Here is a 17,999-nt window from a genome sequence, read left to right as displayed (position 1 = left end):
ATAAAGCTAGTACATATATGTGTCCTTAATTCATTTATTAATCAATAAAATTCTTATAAAATTCTGATTCAAAACGCATTATTGCACCATTTTTCGGTTCACCTTGTGTATCTGCGTGATATCCTGATAATAACTGCACAAACGCCAAATATTGACCATCGGATTTTTGAATAAATCCAGCTAAATTATAACTACCTTGAATATAACCGGTTTTGGCTCGAATGGTTTCCTTAAAGGGTAATTGATTAAAACTTTTACGATTTTGCAACGTTCCATCAACGCCAGCAATTGGCAACATGTCAATAATACCTAATTGCGCATTATTCGCCGAAATATATTGTAATATTTCCATTAATTTGTCTGCACTAACTAAGTTTAATCGGGATAACCCTGAACCATCCACAATGACTAAATTTTCAAGATTAATACCCGCCTTTTTAAGTAAAATTTGTTTAACTGCATCGCTACTATTACGCCAAGTTCCAGCAATGTTGTAATAATGTGCTCCGAGTGTTCTAAAAATAGCATCAGCATATAAATTATTTGATTTTTTTAACATAACAGTCAGTAATTCAGAAAGCGGGGCTGACTCACTGGAACTTAATAAAGTCAGTTGTGAACTGTTTTTTTGGTTTTTCTCTAAAATTTTACCTGTATAAACTATTTTTTGTAATTTGAGTTCTTTTTTTAATATTGCAGAAAAATAAGCTGTTCCATCAAGTACCGCAAATTTTAATGGTATCTTATTATTACCAGAAGCAACACATCCAGATAGGTGATAACGATTTTTATCAAAATAGCTTACATCTAACTCACAATATTTATCATTTAAATCTTTACTATTGGCGGCAATTGTTTTGATATCAGCAGATACCACTACTGGAATATAAGATGCGACTGAAACAGATGCTTTAGAGCCTACCTTTCCTGGTGTGATTGTTGCATAAAAACAGTTATCGTTTATGATTGCTGCAGATGGAGGTGCATTATAACAAGCAGTTAAGTTATTCCATGACCAACCAGCGGCTTTATCATGACTGGCAAAAACTGAAGTATCTAAAATGATATTTCCTGCAATTTTTTCAATACCTTTTTGCCGCAGTTCAGTAAGCATTATTTTTAATCTATCACTTGAAAAGGTGGGATCGCCACTTAATTGAATGATAAGGTCACCATTCAACTGTTTATTGCTTATTGAACCATTCGTTTTCATAAGCGTTTTAAAGCGAAAATCACTACCTAATTCGAGTTGTGCAGCTAAAGCGGTAATAACTTTTTGAGTACTAGCCGGTTGTTTAAATTGATCACTCTTATATTTTGCTAATGTTTTCGGATTACTACCAACAGATTGAACCAGAATGGATAAATCGCTTCCTTTAGGTAACGTTGATAAATAAGGTTCTACCGATTGTGCATGTAAAAATCCTGATAAAAAAGGAAGAATACATAAAATAATTATCCTGATATTTGTCATGAAAATTGGCTCAAAATGTTAATTAATTATAATTGTTAATGGGGGGACTCAAATATAACTTTTTTTGATTTAGCTAGCAATATATACTGTACCACTTTTATAATTACATGATACCGTTTATATTAAACAGTATTTACCATTCAAATTATCTGTATATCAAAATTATAACTAGGTCACATAAATATGATTCAACATTCATTAGGATTTCCAATAGAAACAGTATTAGTATTTGTTGGGTTATCCCTAGCTGCAATTATTATCGACTTATATGCTCACCACAATGATAAACCGATTAGTTTAAAAAATGCAATTGGATGGTCAATTTTTTGGATCGCAGTCGCCTTAGGATTTGCACTATTTTTATATATTCATCATGGTAGTACAGCTGCAAGTTTATTTATAACGGGTTATGTTCTTGAAAAAGCGTTATCTGTCGATAATTTGTTTGTTATTATGGCAATTTTTTCATGGTTTACCGTACCCAATAATTACCGTCATCGCTTACTTTACTGGGGAGTTATTGGTGCCATTATATTCCGAGCTATTTTTGTAATAATTGGTACAAGTTTATTATCCTTAGGGCCGTGGATGGAGTTAGTTTTCTCCGTTATGGTTGCTTTTACGGGAATAATGATGTTAAAAAATCAAAACAGTGATGATGAAATTAAAGATTATTCCAATCATATTGCCTTTCGCATAGCGAAACATATTTTTCCCTCATACCCTAAGATTGTAGGACACTCTTTTTTATTGACTCAAAAACAAGTAGACAGCGAACTTGAAAAACCAGAAAACAGCGATTTAATTGGCAAAATTTCTAAAAGTGCACTTTATGCAACACCGTTATTTTTATGTATTGTTGTTATTGAACTTAGTGATGTTATGTTCGCTTTTGACTCAGTCCCTGCGGTAATTGCGGTTAGCCAAGAACCATTAATTGTTTATAGTGCCATGATTTTTGCTATTTTAGGGCTTAGAACGATGTATTTTGTTTTAGAGGCTATGCGACAATATTTGGTGCATCTTGGTAAAGCTGTTATCTGTTTACTATTTTTCATTGCTGGTAAATTAGCTTTAAATGCCAGCCATCATCTGTTTGGTTATGGACTTGATATTAGCCCAAACATGAGTCTTTACATCGTTTTAGGAATTTTAGTTTTAGGTATTATTGCAAGCTTTATCTGGCCAGCAAAAAATGATGAATAATTATAAGAGAATTGGCAGGAGACCCTGCCAATATTTAATTTACATATTATCTTTTCAATGAACGGAAATAATAACTTATTCCTAATATTACAAACCAAATAGGTGTTGCGATTAAAGCTTGGCAAGTATCAGCTTCGAAAGTAAGCAACACAATCACAAATGCAAAAAAGGCCAAACAAACAAAACACATCAAAATACCGCCAGGCATTTTAAAGTCAGATTGCTCATGCAAATCAGCTTTCTTACGACGATAAGCAATATAAGAAATTAAAATCATCGACCAAATAAACATAAATAAAATAGCCGAAATCGTCGTAACTATGGTAAAGGCCTCCATGACATTAGGCACAAGGTAAATCAACACCACACCACCAAATAAGCAGAGACAAGAAAATAACAAACCATTAGCTGGAACAGAGCGACTTGACAGTTTTCCGAAAGGCTCTGGTGCATCTTGCTTTTTTGCAAGTCCAAATAACATACGACTCGTTGAGTAAATACCACTATTAGCAGAAGAGGCAGCTGATGTCAGCACTACAAAATTAATAATGCTTGCCGCAGCAGGTAAACCTATTAAGGTAAATAATTCCACAAACGGACTTTTATTTGGTGAAATTAATGTCCAAGGTGTAACACTCATAATTATGATTAATGCAAACACATAAAAAAAGATAATCCGAGCAGGTACAGAATTAATTGCTCGTGGTAAATTTTTATTTGGGTCGACAGTTTCTGCTGCGGTAGTACCAACTAGCTCAATTCCCACAAAAGCAAAAATCGCAATTTGAAAGCCAGCAAAAAAGCCCATACTACCATTAGGGAAGAGACCCCCATATTGCCATAAATTTGAAAACGCTGCTGTTGTATCAGTTTGTGTAGAATGATATGAGATTAAAATTAATATACTCCCAATAACAATTAATCCAAGAATCGCAACGATTTTAATCATTGAAAACCAAAATTCCGTCTCACCAAACATTTTTACGGTTAATAAATTTAGAGTTGCTAATAAAATAACCGTCAAAAACATTGGTATCCATGCCTGTAAGTCAGGAAACCAATGTTGTGCATATCCCGCAATGGCAACAACGTCTGCAATTCCGGTAATCACCCAACAAAACCAATAAGTCCATCCTGTAAAAAAACCAGCCCAAGGGCCTAAAAGGTCATTCGCAAAATCACTAAATGATTTATACTTTAAGTTTGAAAGTAGAATTTCACCCATTGCACGCATAACAAAAAACAGGATAAAACCAATTACCATATAGACAAAAACGATTGAAGGTCCAGCCAGACTTATCGTTTTACCTGACCCCATAAATAAGCCAGTACCGATTGCACCACTAATGGCAATTAACTGAATATGTCGGTTAGAAAGGTTTCGCTTTAGATCATGGTTAGAGGATTTAATGCTCATTGCTATTATTACCTTTTATTTTCACAATTTTCCGATTCACAAGAATATAGGACTATAAAGTCTATAGAATCAAAGCGCAAGTTGAATTGTTATGAAAACTTTTTATGGGTACATAATAATTATCTATAGTTTCTTATAATAGAATTGTGTAGCATAACCCACTATACTTTATAACTTATTACAATAAATGATTAACATGAAACAAAAGAAACGCTGCATTTACTTATCTGTCTTATACATTTTGATTATTCTATCAGTATCAACTGGTTGCCAAAGTCATTTAAATAAAGATACTAAACAAGATCATCAATACATGGATGGTAAGTTGCTATTAACTTCTAATGTATCATATTCCCATTTAAGCGCTCCTGTTAACATATCCGATTATGTTCTTCAAGTTGCTATGATTGAATCTTCATCCCCTGAGTTGTATCGTGAAAATGAACATATTTATACCGCTATTAATAACTGGATTAATAACTTACTAGACTTTGATGAATTTCATAAAGTTGGATTAAACAGCTATGGGATGATTGGGCAAGATGGCTACGGTAATGTACATTTTACGGGTTATTATACACCTGTCATTAAAGCAAGACATACTCCAACGGCGGAATTCAAATACCCTATTTATAAGATGCCAACCCTCATTGAAGGAGAATTTCCAAGTCGTGAACAAATTTATAATGGTGCATTAGCTGGCAAAGGACTGGAAATAGCTTACAGTAACTCGCTAATGGACAACTTTATTATGGAAGTTCAGGGAAGTGCTTATATTGATTTTGAAGATGGCGATCCCTTAGTGTTTTTTAGTTATGCTGGAAAAAATGGTTATAGCTACTCAAGTATCGGTCAATTGTTAGTAAAACAAGGTGAGATCAAAAAAGAAGAATTATCAATGCAAGCAATAAAAGATTGGTCTAAAAATAAAAATGAAGAAAAACTTAAACAATTGCTCATTCAAAATCGTTCTTTTGTCTTTTTTGAACCAAAATATAATGCAGAAGTAAAAGGTGCAGCATCGGTTCCCTTAATCGCTAATGCATCGGTCGCTTCTGACAAGTCTTTAATTCCCATTGGTTCAGTAATCTTAGCCGATGTACCACTTCTTGATGATGATGGTCAACATCGAGGGAGAAGAGAGACTCGATTAATGGTTGCACTAGATGTAGGAGGAGCCATTAAAGGTCAACACTTTGATCTTTATCTAGGCATTGGTGAAAAGCCTGGAGAACTGGCTGGTTTTTATAATCACTATGGACGAGTATGGGTGCTAAAACCTTAATTTGCGGACATCGACGACATTAAAAGAACCTGCTAGAATAAACGAATATAAGTTGCATTAAGGATAACTCATGAGATTATGCGATCGAGATATCGAAACGTATTTACAAAATGGTAAATTAAAAATAACCCCTCAACCAGCACCAAACTGCATCAATGGTGCAACTATTGATGTTAGATTAGGTAATAAATTTCGTACTTTTAGAGAACATACTACACCTTATATTGATTTAAGCGGTCCTAAAGAAGAAGTATCCGCGGTATTAGAAAAAGTGATGAGTGAAGAAATAGTATTACCTGAAGGTGATGCGTTTTATCTTCATCCTGGTGAATTAGCATTAGCCGTTACTTTAGAATCTGTCACAATCCCTAATGATTTGGTTGGCTGGTTAGATGGGCGATCATCCCTTGCTAGACTTGGGCTTATGGTACATGTAACAGCTCATCGTATCGATCCAGGCTGGCAAGGACAAATTGTACTCGAGTTTTTTAATTCTGGAAAAATACCGTTAGCACTTAGACCAGGAATGACAATAGGCGCACTTAGTTTTGAAACACTCACCGGTCCAGCAGCTAGACCGTATAATAGTAGACAAGATGCAAAATATAAAGATCAACATGGCGCAGTCGCTAGCCGTATTGATAAAGACTAAATCACCCCGTAGTTTTTATTCTGAAGGAATATTAACATGATCAAAAAAATATTGATTACTCTTTTAATTTTAATTCTTCTTACTGCTATTGGCATCGTATCTCTTATTGTTTTTGTTGATCCTAACAATTATAGAGGTTTTATTTCTGATACAGTTAAAGATAAAACAGGTTATGAACTAACTATTGACGGTAATTTACGATGGCACATCTGGCCACAAGTAAGTATATTAACCGATTCAGTTAAACTGTCTGACATTGATGCCAAAAAACCAATTTTAACAGCGGATAATATGCGTCTTGATGTAGAGCTATTTCCTTTATTTTCAAAAAAATTAGAGATTAAAAATGTATTTATAAAATCGGCTATTATCAATATTACCGATGAAAGTAAAGGACAAGTTTATAAACATAAAGCTGAACAGCAACCAACTACTGATGATACTCAAACTACACAAACTAAGCAGCAAAAAGAATCATCAAAATGGGCATTTACCTTAAATAAACTTGAAGTTTCTGATAGCACTGTTGTTTTACAAAATAAAGATGATTTTATTAACTTTAGAAACATTAACCTTGCTATCATCCAAAAATCTGATAAAAAAATCGCTATTGATGTTAAAGGCAATATCGATCGTAATCAACAAAATTTTTCTTATGTGGCTGATGCAGATGTTGATTTAGCACTATTCCCAGAAAAAGCCATAATTGATCTGAAGAAATTTGATTACACCTATAAGGGCGTAGCTATTCCTACCAAAGAACTAAAAGGCAATTTGAAAGGTGTTATTAATTATCTACACAATTCAAAACAATTAACAAGCAAGGATTTATCTTTCTCAGTTAATGAAAATTATTTTTCTGGTGCCGTTAATGCTAATTTTGATAAAAAGCCTTATATCGATTTAACGGTAACAAGTAATGAGCTAAATCTTACACCTTTTTTAGAGAAAGACAAAAAAACAAATGAAAACATTACAATACAACAAACTCCGCCTGTTGTATCTAATGTTACAAAAGTAAATAACGAACTAAACTTTCTTAATAGTTTTAACGCTAAAGCAAAACTAGAAATTAAAAAATTAAATGTTAATAAGATGATATTAAATAATATCAATGTAGCTTTAGCCAATAATGATGGAGTTACAACATTTCAAAATATTGGTTTTGACTTCGCTAAAGGTCACATAGCAGCAACGGGTATGGCAAATGGTAAACAAAAATATACTCAAATAAAATTAATTCCAAAAATTACTAATATTGATTTAAATACTTTCTTTAACCAGATAGAAACACCTAATGATTTAGAGGGATTATTTAATGCAAGCGGAGATATAGAAGTAAATACATTATCTGGAAATAAATTATTAGAGAATTTAAAAGGTAATTTATCAATTAATGTAACTAATGCGAAATTAAATAAAATCAATATAAATAGTATCATTCAGAATGCTGCAACTAAATATACTAAAGATGTTTCAGCAACTGAAAATATGAAAAATTATACAGAATTTTCCAAAATCAGTACTGATGCTTATTTAGATAGAGGAAATCTGGAATTAACAACATTAAATGCCCTTTCACCAACCCTTGAAATAGTTGATGGTTCTGGCAAAGTTGGGATGATTCAAAAAGATCTTGATATTAACATGAACATTAAAATTCTTGGTGGTTGGAACGGAAAAAGCAACACTATTGCCAAACTACAAAAGCTAGTAATTCCATTGCGTATTTACGGGCAATTTTCTAAACTTCATTATCAACTTGATATAGGCCAAGTCATTAAAGATCTCTTTAATGATAAGTTGCAAGAAAGTTTAGATAAATTTCGCAACAAATTAGAAAATCGCAGCTCAAAAGATGGCTCAAAATCAGATTCCAAACAAAAAGCTGTCGATATGTTAGAAAATTTATTGGGCAAATAACAAGCTAAATTAACTAACAAGCATAATAAAAAAAGGTGAGTTAAAAAACTCACCTTTTTTTATTGTTAGTAAAATCTTACTCTATTTATTATAGAATAAATTTACTTAGATCCTCATCTGCCACAAGTTTATCTAAATGGTCACTTACATATTTAGCATCAATAGTCACTGTTTTGCCATTAAGTTCACTTGCATCAAATGATACTTCTTCCATTAGACGTTCAAGCACAGTATGCAACCTACGAGCACCGATATTTTCATTTTGCTCATTTACTTGCCAAGCTGACTCAGCAATTTTACGAATACCGTCAGGTGTAAAGTCGATATTCACCCCTTCAGTTGCCATTAATGCTTTATATTGCACAGTTAATGATGCATTAGGTTCAGTTAAAATTCTTTCGAAATCTTCGCTAGTTAACGCTTGTAATTCAACTCGAATTGGTAAACGCCCTTGAAGTTCAGGAATTAAATCTGATGGATTTGCAGTTTGGAATGCACCTGAAGCAATAAATAAAATATGATCGGTTTTTACCGAGCCATGTTTAGTTGAAACAGTACAACCTTCAACAAGTGGTAATAAATCACGCTGAACACCTTCACGAGAAACATCTGGTCCAGAGGAATTACCCCTTTTACACACTTTATCGATCTCATCAATAAACACAATACCATTTTGTTCAACAGCTTCAATTGCCTCATGTTTAAGATCATCAGGATTAACCAATTTTGCTGCTTCTTCTTCAGTCAGTTGCTTGAAAGCATCTTTTATCTTCATTTTGCGAGCTTTAGTTTTTTGCCCACCTAAATTTTGGAACATTGACTGCAGTTGATTAGTCATCTCTTCCATTCCTGGAGGAGCCATAATTTCAACCCCAATATTAACGCCAGCAACTTCGATTTCTATTTCTTTATCGTCAAGTGAACCTTCTCGTAATTTTTTTCTAAATGCTTGTCGAGCAGTCGAATCATTATTATTTTCAACTTGCCCCCAACCATCTTTAGCAGGTGGTACAAGCACATCTAAAATACGTTCTTCAGCTAGTTCTTGAGCTCTATTTCGGTTTCTTTCAATTGCTTCTTGTCGAATCATCTTAACAGCAGAGTCAGTTAGATCTCGTATGATTGAGTCAACTTCTTTACCTACATAACCAACTTCAGTAAATTTTGTTGCTTCGACTTTAATAAATGGAGCTCTAGCAAGTTTAGCTAATCTTCTTGCAATTTCTGTTTTACCAACACCCGTTGGACCTATCATAAGAATATTTTTTGGCGTAACTTCATGACGTAATGCTTCATCAAGTTGCATTCGACGCCAGCGATTACGCAAAGCAATAGCAACTGAACGTTTTGCTTTATCTTGCCCAATAATATGTTGGTTTAATTCGCTTACAATTTCGCGAGGAGTCATTTCAGACATAATAGTAGTTCTCTTAAATCAGTTTAATTAGTAATTGAGTTCTTCAATAGTTTGGAAGTTGTTGGTGTAAACACAAATGTCACCCGCTATTGATAGAGATTTTTGTACAATATCATGTGCAGATAATGATGTATTATCTAACAAAGCCCTAGCTGCTGCTTGAGCATAAGGTCCACCTGAACCAATGGCAATAAGATCATCTTCTGGTTGTATAACATCACCAGTACCTGTAATAATCAGTGAGGCACTTTCATCGGCAACAGCAAGTAATGCTTCTAATTTACGTAACATTCTATCTGTACGCCAATCTTTGGCTAGTTCAACAGCGGCTTTAGTTAAATGACCTTGGTGCATTTCTAGTTTACGTTCAAATAACTCAAAAAGTGTAAAAGCATCGGCAGTACCACCGGCAAAACCCGCAATTACTTTATTATTATATAAACGACGAACTTTACGTGCATTACCTTTCATAATAATACGTTCACCAAGTGTAACTTGACCATCACCACCAATAACCACTTGCCCTTCACGGCGAACGCTGACTATTGTTGTCATATTCTGCTCCTTCTCTTACTTAAAATAACTAAATTTGGAATGAATAGAAGATATATGAGGACGAATAATTGATTTTCAACATCTCCATTAAAAGATGTTGAAAATTTATTTCTATAAAGCAGCTTTTAGATCAAATCATTTTTAATAAAATAATTTCAATACTATTTTGGTTGGAATTCAACTGTCATATTTTTTACTTCATCATATAAACCACTCGCTGGTTTTGGAATGGTTGCAAGTTTAGTAGCAGCAACCGCTTCACGACATAAAGCTTCATCGCCTCCACTAGAAGTTACATTAAGTAATAACCCATCTGGTGCTATTTGAATTTGTAAAACACAACTTTTACCACTATAAACATTAGCTGGATTTATAAATTTATTGCTTATAGCATTTGTCACTAACGCTTTATATTTAGCTAGTTCATCATCGGATGAACCTTTACGACTTGCAGCGGCTCCACTTTGATCACTTGGAGAATTTGGAGCGCCAGAAGTCAGACCACCTAATAGATCATTGATAGCTTTATCTTTCTTAGCCTGTTCTGCCTTTTGTTTAGCTTTTATCTCTGCGGCTTTCTTTTCTGCTGCTGCCTTTTCCGCCGCTGCTTTCTCTGCTGCCGCTTTTTCCGCGGCAGCTTTCTCTGCCGCTGCCTTTTCCGCCGCTGCTTTCTCTGCTGCCGCTTTTTCCGCCGCTGCTTTCTCTGCTGCCGCTTTTTCCGCGGCAGCTTTCTCTGCCGCTGCCTTTTCCGCCGCTGCTGCTTTTTCCGCTGCTGCCTTTTCCGCCGCTGCTTTCTCTGCTGCCGCTTTCTCTGCTGCAATCCTTTCTTCTTCTTGCTTTTTCAATTGCTCAGCAAGTTTTATACGTTCTTTAGTTAAATCCTTTAAGTGTTGTTGTTCAGCTAATTGTTTTTCTTGCAATTCTTTAGCTTGATCGACTAACTGTTGCTCTCTTTTTTTATCAGCTTGCTGTTGGCTTTCTTTCGTTTTTAATTGCCGTTGATATTGATCTGTCATAACAGAAGGATCGATCATAATAGCATCAATACTATTTCCAGTCTCTTTACCATAGTTGATACCATCTATATTTTTTATAGCTTGATAACCAAGCATAATAATTAACATTAAATGTAATATAATCGATATTATGATTGGTATACTTAATTTAGAATTTCGCATATAAGACATTGCTAATATTTTTAATATATTATTATGGTTAGTTAAATTGGTTGAGTCATCAATCCAACTGATTTAACGCCTGCAGATTGCAATAAATTTAATGCTTTTATAATTTCTTCATAAGGAACATTTTTAGCACCACCAACTAAAAAAACAGCTTTTTCATTTATTGAAATTTGATGTTTTACCTCAGCAACAATTTGCTCTTGAGGTAAGTCGGATTGCCGATCTTGATCAATAATGAGAGCATATACGCCAATACCAGATACTTCAATGATTATTGGTTTATTGTCAGCAGGAGAAACTGTTTTTGATTCTGATGCTTCAGGTAAGTCTACCTCCACACTTTGGCTTATAATTGGTGCTGTTGCCATAAAAATAAGCACCAATACTAATAATACATCAAGCAAAGGAACTATATTGATTTCAGATTTAGTTGAATATCGTGAACGTCTACTCATAATTATTTCCTAACAGCCACAGCTTGACGTTGTAAAATAGCTGAAAATTCGTCAATAAAATTAAGGTAACTCTGTTCAATTCGACTTACACGTAATGATAAGCGATTATAAGCAAGAACAGCAGGTATAGCAGCGAATAAACCAATCGCCGTTGCAATTAAAGCTTCAGCAATCCCCGGAGCAACCATTTGTAATGTTGCTTGTTTTACCGCACCTAAAGAAATAAACGCATGCATAATCCCCCAAACAGTACCAAATAAGCCGATATAAGGACTAATTGAACCTACAGTGCCTAAAAAAGGAATATGTAATTCTAAATTATCGAGTTCACGGTTCATTGCCAACCGCATAGAGCGAGAAGCACCATCTAATGCAGCTTCTGGCATATTCGGGTTAATTTGGTAAAGACGTGAAAACTCCTTAAAACCTGAATAGAAAATATGTTCTGTACCACTAATGTCTTCTTTATGATATTTTGCTTTATCAAACAACATATTTAGTTCTTCCGATGCCCAGAAACTATTTTCGAATTGATCAATTTGTTTTTTAGCCTTTCCTAAAATTTTAGTACGTTGGAATATAATAGCCCAAGACATTACAGAAAATGCTAGTAACAATAACATAACGCCTTGCACCAAAAGGCCTGCCTGTAAAAAAAGATCAATAATATTCAAATTTTCCACTTAAATAAACTCCAAAACTAATAACTTTGGAAGCGCACATGGCTTCATTTTAGTCATATTGACACAAGCAATAACTACATCAGCATTGCTGATAATTTGCTTATTCTGATTTAATATAGTCTGTTTAAAAATAATAGACGCCTTACGAATTTGCTCAACCTGAGTGCTGATAGTTAGCATGTCATCTAAACGTGCTGGAAAGTCATAGCTAATATCCATCTTTTTAACAACAAAAGCAATACCTGCTTGTAGTAATGTTTGTTGACTAATGTCAAGCTGTCTTAGCATTTCTGTTCTAGCACGTTCATAAAAAGCAAGATACCGAGCATGGTAAACAACTCCGCCAGCATCTGTGTCTTCATAATAGACTCTTGCATTCCAATTGAATTGTTTCATATTCTATGATCTAATTTAAACTAAAAAATTAGCAACATTATATCTGAATATAAAATTCGCTGCACTATGATATAAAAATAGTTAAATGAAAACAATTATCATTTGTCAATTATTTATCACATTGGCAGACTAATAATCAAAAAGGTGACAAATTGTCACCTTTATATTTATTTTTTATAGATTTCACTATTTGTTAGTTTCTTTTTCGTTGCTAGAATTTTCAACCCAAAGTCCAGTAACAACAGCAAGCATACAAGTTGCAATAACTCCAATGAACCATAACACGTAATACATAATTATTCCTTAATAAAGTGAATGTTTATTATTTTCAATATGATTTTTGTCTAATCGTCCAAACATTTTTATATAACTCCAAATAGTATAGAAAAGTATGATTGGTAAGAATATTACCACCACACCAAACATTATATTCAGTGTTAATTGACTAGAACTTGCATCCCATATTGTTAAACTAGCATTTGGCATAATGCTTGATGGAATAACGAATGGGAATGTTGCAATACCATATGTAAATAATACACAAGCAATGGTTAAAGAAGATGATAAAAACACTAATCCATTTTTATTCAAACCAGAAAAGAAAATAGTTAATAATGGTAATAATACACCTAATGCAGGAACGAGCCATAAAATAGGGTAATTCATATAATTTTTCAACCATGAAACATCTGTTGATACAGTCTTATTTAACGGATGAGAAACACCATTGTAATCTATTGCACTAGTAATTTCATAACCATGAATACCAAAAGTAACCCACACACCAGCCAATACGAATGCAATTAACATAATTAAACTAGCAATTTGGGTTGCTTTTCTAGCTCTTAGATAAAGTTCACCAGAAGTCTTTAATTGCAACCAAGCCCCACCATGGGCAACCATTAACATTAAACTAACAATACCTGCTAATAACGCAAATGGATTAAGTAGACCAAAAAAAGAACCATCATAAAAAGCACGGTAAGAATTATCGAATCTAAATGGTACACCTTCTAATAAGTTTCCAAAAGCTACCCCTAACACAAGTGCAGGAACAAAGCTTCCTAAAAAGATAGCGATATCCCACATATTACGCCATTTAGTGTTCTCTAGTTTACTACGATAATCAAAACCAATTGGTCTGAAGAATAATGCACATAACACTAAAATCATCGCAATATAAAAACCCGAAAAGGATACAGCATAAGCCATAGGCCAAGCAGCAAATATACCTGCACCACCGGTAATTAACCAAACTTGGTTACCATCCCAGTGTGGGGCAATTGCATTTATCATTATACGACGTTCAGAATCAGTTTTACCGATAAAAGGTAATAAAATACCAACGCCCATATCAAAGCCATCAGTGATAACAAAAGCGATTAAAACAACACTAATCAACACCCACCAGATGACGCGTACAATTTCGTAATCAATCATTGAATATACTCCCTATGCCTATTCTGATATCGCTTGTGTTTTTTCATAATAATAGTTGCCAGTACCTAATGAACTTGGCCCTAGTCGTGCAAACTTGAACATCAAGAACATTTCAGCAACTAAAAATAGCGTATATAGACCACAAACTAAGGTCATAGTAAATAATACTTCCCCTGGCGTTAACGATGAATTTGCGACTCCAGTTGGTAAAATATCTTGAATTGCCCAAGGTTGACGACCATATTCCGCAACAAACCAGCCACATTCACAAGCAAGCCATGGCGCAGGCAATAATAGAAGAAGTAAACGATGTAACCAACGTTTTTGACCAATTTTATTTTTGTAAGTTGTCCACAAAGCGAGTCCAGCACCTAAGATCATCAACATACCAAACCCCACCATTCCTCTAAATGCCCAGAACAAAGGCCATACCGTTGGAATTGAATCTTCTGTAGCCGCTTTAATATGTTCTTCCGTAGCCTCAGGAATCGTTAAATTATCACGATCAGTAAAACGTTTAACCAAATAACCATAACCTAAATCGGCTTTATTATCCTCAAAGGCTTTAAGAACAGATGGATCTTGATCGCCCTTTTGAATTTTTTCTAAATTACTATAGGCTAAAATACCATTACGAATTCTGGTTTCATTATCAGAAATAATATCTTTCAAACCGATTACTTGCTTATCAAGTGAACGTGTTGCTATTATTCCCATTACATACGGAATCTCAATTGCAAATGAATTTTCCTTATTTTTTTGCGATGGGAATGCAATCATATTAAATGGCGCTGGTGCAGGATGAGTTTCCCATTCACCTTCAATTGCAGCAAGTTTAGTAGGTTGTACAGTCGACAATTCGTGACCTGCTTCATCCCCCATGACAGCGACAACAATTGACATGACAAAACCAAACATGGCCGCTACGGCAAAAGAACGATTTGCGAAAGGTAAATCTCGTTTCTTTAAAAGATAATAAGAGCTAATACTTAAAACAAACATCGCACCTGTTAAGTATCCTGCAGCAACAGTATGTACAAACTTGTATTGAGCAACAGAATTGGTAACTAGTTCGAAAAAGCTGGCCATTTCCATACGTGAGTTGATCGGATTAAAGTCAGATCCTATAGGGAATTGCATCCACCCATTTGCGACTAAAATCCAAAGCGCTGAAAAGTTTGAACCAAACGCCACACACCAAGTAACCATTAGGTGTTTACCACGACTTAGTCTATCCCATCCAAAAAAGAATAAACCAACCATCGTTGATTCCAAGAAAAATGCCATTAATCCTTCAATTGCAAGCGGTGCCCCAAAAATATCCCCCACATAGTGCGAGTAATAAGACCAGTTGGTACCGAATTGAAATTCCATAGTTAAACCGGTAGCAACACCAACAGCAAAATTAATACCGAATAGTTTACCCCAGAATTTGGTCATATCCTTCCAGACTTGCTTGCCACTAACAACATATACCGTTTCCATAATTGCAAGCATAAATGCCAAACCCAGTGTTAATGGTACAAAAATGAAATGATACATTGCTGTGAGTGCAAATTGAAGGCGTGACAGTTCTACTATATCTAACATAAAGCGCTCCCTCTTATCCTTAAATGCTTAAATGCTTAAATGCCCACAAAATTTGTAAAGTTATTTTAGCTATTGTACAACATTATTTAAAGAATAAAAATTGACAGGGATCAAAAATTATATATCAAACTGTTTTTTTACAGCACTTCCGATATCAGCAAGGTTAGTAACAATAGTTATACCTGCTGATAATAGCGCTTTGGTTTTTTCTTTCGCTGTACCTTTGTTTCCAGAAATAATCGCACCAGCATGTCCCATACGTTTACCGGCTGGAGCTGATGTTCCTGCAATATAGGCTATAACTGGTTTAGTTACATGTTTTTTGATATATTCAGCGGCCTCCTCCTCTGCACTACCACCAATTTCACCTATCATAACAATAGCCTCAGTCTTAGGATCTTGCTCGAGTAATTTTAAAATTGAAACAAAATCACTTCCAGGAATTGGGTCGCCGCCAATACCGACACAAACAGATTGACCAACACCTATATCCGTTGTCTGTTTTACTGCTTCATAAGTTAACGTTCCAGAACGAGAAACAATTCCAACTTTACCCGCTAAATGAATATGCCCAGGCATAATACCAATTTTACATTCATTCGGTACAATGATTCCTGGGCAATTTGGTCCAATCATTACTACGTCGTTTTGTATCAATTTTTCTTTGACAATTAACATATCTAAGGTTGGGATGCCTTCAGTTATACAAACAATTAATTTTATTCCAGCATCAATTGCTTCTAAGATGGAATCTTTTCCAAATGCAGCCGGCACATAAATAACGGTGGCAGTAGCGCCAGTAGCCGCGACAGCCTCTTTAACGGTATTAAAAACTGGCAAACCTAAATGTGTTGTTCCACCTTTACCCGGTGTGACACCTCCAACCATTTTAGTACCATATGCAATCGCTTGTTGAGAATGGAAAGTACCTTGGCTACCAGTAAATCCTTGACAGATGACTTTGGTTTCTTTATTGACTAAAATTGACATAATAAATCTTCTCCACTCTTACTATTTTGCAACACCAACGATTTTCTGTGCAGCATCTGTTAAACTTTTTGCAGTAATAATATTTAGATTACTATCAGCTAAAATACCTCGAGCAATTTCGGCATTATTACCTTGAAGTCTTACGACTACTGGAACCTTAAGACCTATTTCTTCAATTGCACTAATAATACCTTCAGCGATTAAGTCACAACGAACAATACCACCAAAAATATTGACTAAAATCGCTCTGACATTTTTTTCTGATAAAATCAATTTAAACGCTTCTGCTACACGTTCTTGAGTTGTACTACCTCCAACATCTAAAAAGTTAGCAGGTTCACCACCATATAATTTGATAATATCCATTGTAGCCATCGCTAATCCAGCGCCGTTAACCATACATCCTATATTTCCATCTAAAGAAACATAACTAATACCTTGTTTGGCTGCAATGGATTCAAGTTCATCTTCTTGCGTTGTATCTTTTAAATAATTTAATTTTGGATGACGAAAAAGAGCATTATCATCAAGAACGATTTTAGCATCTAAACAAACAAGTTCTTGTTCACTAGTAATAACTAAAGGGTTAACTTCAGCTAATGCAACATCGTTATCTAAAAATAGATTAGCAAAATTAACGAATAATTTAGAAAATTGGTTAACAAGCTTACCAGTTAATCCCAATTTAAAAGCAAGTTCACGACCTTGAAAAGCAGATGGTCCAGTTAACGGATCGAGCGGCATTTTATGAATTAGGTGTGGCGATTTTTCAGCAACACTTTCAATATCAACGCCACCCTCAGTCGATGCCATAATAACAACACGCTTAGAACTTCGATCAATAACTGCACCTAAATAAAGTTCTTTATAAATATTTGAAGCTTTTTCGATTAAAATCTGATTTACTGGCTGACCTTTGGATGTTGTTTGATAAGTGACTAAATGTTTACCTAACCACTTTTCAGCAAAACCTTTTATCTCATTGAAGTTTTTAGTACAAATTACGCCCCCAGCTTTACCTCTTCCTCCGGCATGAACCTGGCATTTAGCGACCCAAGAACTTATATCCGATTGGGATTGTAATTTTGATAAAATATCTTTTACCTCATCAACTGAATTACAAACATAGCCTTCAGGTACGGGTAAATTGTATTCTTTAAAAATATGTTTTGATTGATATTCGTGCAGGTTCATAACTAAATTCCATGATTTAAATTAATATAAACACTAATAATAATTCTAATCCAAGATGAATAAATTGTGTAGTAAATAATATCTTATGTTGATAGTAATTGAGAATGATTGCTGATATTAATTGACAATGATATACTC

General features: G+C 34.4%; 17 protein-coding genes. 4 read left to right on the top strand and 13 right to left on the bottom strand.

Translation table 11 applies throughout. The annotated features are described in order from the left end of the window. Positions 1-37: 37 nt before the first annotated feature. Positions 38-1,474, bottom strand: coding sequence for a serine-type D-Ala-D-Ala carboxypeptidase (gene dacB / locus A9G17_RS10565; RefSeq protein ID WP_065738675.1), 1,437 nt, complete (start codon positions 1,472-1,474; stop codon positions 38-40). A 183-nt stretch (positions 1,475-1,657) separates the two neighbouring features. On the opposite strand from dacB, the gene A9G17_RS10560 reads away from it, so the two are divergent. After that, complete coding sequence (locus A9G17_RS10560) at positions 1,658-2,680, top strand: TerC/Alx family metal homeostasis membrane protein (RefSeq protein WP_039127336.1); 1,023 nt, start codon at positions 1,658-1,660, stop codon at positions 2,678-2,680. Between the two features lie 46 nt (positions 2,681-2,726). Here the strand turns inward: A9G17_RS10560 and cycA are convergent, their stop codons facing one another. Further along, on the bottom strand, positions 2,727-4,097 hold the full coding sequence (gene cycA, locus A9G17_RS10555) for a D-serine/D-alanine/glycine transporter (RefSeq protein ID WP_065738674.1): 1,371 nt from the start codon (positions 4,095-4,097) through the stop codon (positions 2,727-2,729). Between the two features lie 196 nt (positions 4,098-4,293). Between cycA and mltA the strand changes: the two genes are divergently transcribed. The 3 genes from mltA (at position 4,294) to asmA (ending at position 7,957) form a co-directional block, all read left to right on the top strand. Continuing rightward, positions 4,294-5,382 carry a murein transglycosylase A gene (gene mltA, locus A9G17_RS10550; RefSeq protein WP_065738673.1) on the top strand — a complete coding sequence of 363 codons (1,089 nt, stop codon included), beginning with the start codon at positions 4,294-4,296 and terminating at the stop codon, positions 5,380-5,382. A gap of 70 nt (positions 5,383-5,452) precedes the next feature. Beyond that, the gene (dcd, locus tag A9G17_RS10545; RefSeq protein WP_065738672.1) at positions 5,453-6,034 is read left to right on the top strand and encodes a dCTP deaminase; all 582 of its coding nucleotides are present in this window, start codon (positions 5,453-5,455) and stop codon (positions 6,032-6,034) included. A gap of 36 nt (positions 6,035-6,070) precedes the next feature. Further along, complete coding sequence (asmA, locus tag A9G17_RS10540; RefSeq protein WP_065738671.1) at positions 6,071-7,957, top strand: outer membrane assembly protein AsmA; 1,887 nt, start codon at positions 6,071-6,073, stop codon at positions 7,955-7,957. A gap of 88 nt (positions 7,958-8,045) precedes the next feature. Here the strand turns inward: asmA and hslU are convergent, their stop codons facing one another. The 11 genes from hslU to sucC all read right to left on the bottom strand — a co-directional run bounded on the left by hslU (position 8,046) and on the right by sucC (position 17,861). After that, entirely contained in the window at positions 8,046-9,374 is a 1,329-nt protein-coding gene (hslU, locus tag A9G17_RS10535) for an HslU--HslV peptidase ATPase subunit (RefSeq protein ID WP_065738670.1), read from the bottom strand. Positions 9,375-9,401: 27 nt separating this feature from the next. Beyond that, the gene (gene hslV / locus A9G17_RS10530; protein ID WP_025316169.1) at positions 9,402-9,929 is read right to left on the bottom strand and encodes an ATP-dependent protease subunit HslV; all 528 of its coding nucleotides are present in this window, start codon (positions 9,927-9,929) and stop codon (positions 9,402-9,404) included. Between the two features lie 161 nt (positions 9,930-10,090). Further along, the gene (tolA, locus tag A9G17_RS10525) at positions 10,091-11,107 is read right to left on the bottom strand and encodes a cell envelope integrity protein TolA (RefSeq protein WP_218059725.1); all 1,017 of its coding nucleotides are present in this window, start codon (positions 11,105-11,107) and stop codon (positions 10,091-10,093) included. Between the two features lie 41 nt (positions 11,108-11,148). After that, complete coding sequence (gene tolR, locus A9G17_RS10520) at positions 11,149-11,568, bottom strand: colicin uptake protein TolR (RefSeq protein WP_065738668.1); 420 nt, start codon at positions 11,566-11,568, stop codon at positions 11,149-11,151. A 2-nt stretch (positions 11,569-11,570) separates the two neighbouring features. Next, the gene (gene tolQ / locus A9G17_RS10515) at positions 11,571-12,251 is read right to left on the bottom strand and encodes a protein TolQ (protein ID WP_065738667.1); all 681 of its coding nucleotides are present in this window, start codon (positions 12,249-12,251) and stop codon (positions 11,571-11,573) included. Then, positions 12,252-12,647, bottom strand: a complete 396-nt coding sequence (ybgC, locus tag A9G17_RS10510) for a tol-pal system-associated acyl-CoA thioesterase (RefSeq protein WP_065738666.1) — start codon at positions 12,645-12,647, stop codon at positions 12,252-12,254. 186 nt (positions 12,648-12,833) lie between these two features. Then, positions 12,834-12,941, bottom strand: coding sequence for a cytochrome bd oxidase small subunit, CydX/CbdX family (locus tag A9G17_RS12975; protein WP_110287270.1), 108 nt, complete (start codon positions 12,939-12,941; stop codon positions 12,834-12,836). Positions 12,942-12,950: 9 nt separating this feature from the next. Beyond that, positions 12,951-14,087, bottom strand: coding sequence for a cytochrome d ubiquinol oxidase subunit II (gene cydB, locus A9G17_RS10505; protein ID WP_065738665.1), 1,137 nt, complete (start codon positions 14,085-14,087; stop codon positions 12,951-12,953). 18 nt (positions 14,088-14,105) lie between these two features. Next, a complete protein-coding gene (locus A9G17_RS10500) occupies positions 14,106-15,677 on the bottom strand; it encodes a cytochrome ubiquinol oxidase subunit I (RefSeq protein WP_065738664.1) in 1,572 nt (523 codons plus the stop codon). 117 nt (positions 15,678-15,794) lie between these two features. Next, complete coding sequence (gene sucD, locus A9G17_RS10495; protein ID WP_065738663.1) at positions 15,795-16,667, bottom strand: succinate--CoA ligase subunit alpha; 873 nt, start codon at positions 16,665-16,667, stop codon at positions 15,795-15,797. 21 nt (positions 16,668-16,688) lie between these two features. Further along, complete coding sequence (sucC, locus tag A9G17_RS10490; protein WP_065738662.1) at positions 16,689-17,861, bottom strand: ADP-forming succinate--CoA ligase subunit beta; 1,173 nt, start codon at positions 17,859-17,861, stop codon at positions 16,689-16,691. Positions 17,862-17,999: the final 138 nt, after the last annotated feature.

Origin of the sequence: Gilliamella sp. wkB7, from assembly GCF_001693435.1 — a bacterium.
GTDB lineage: Bacteria > Pseudomonadota > Gammaproteobacteria > Enterobacterales > Orbaceae > Gilliamella > Gilliamella apicola_N.
Note: the sequence above shows the minus strand (reverse complement) of the source record. Positions and strands in the feature narration are given on the sequence as shown.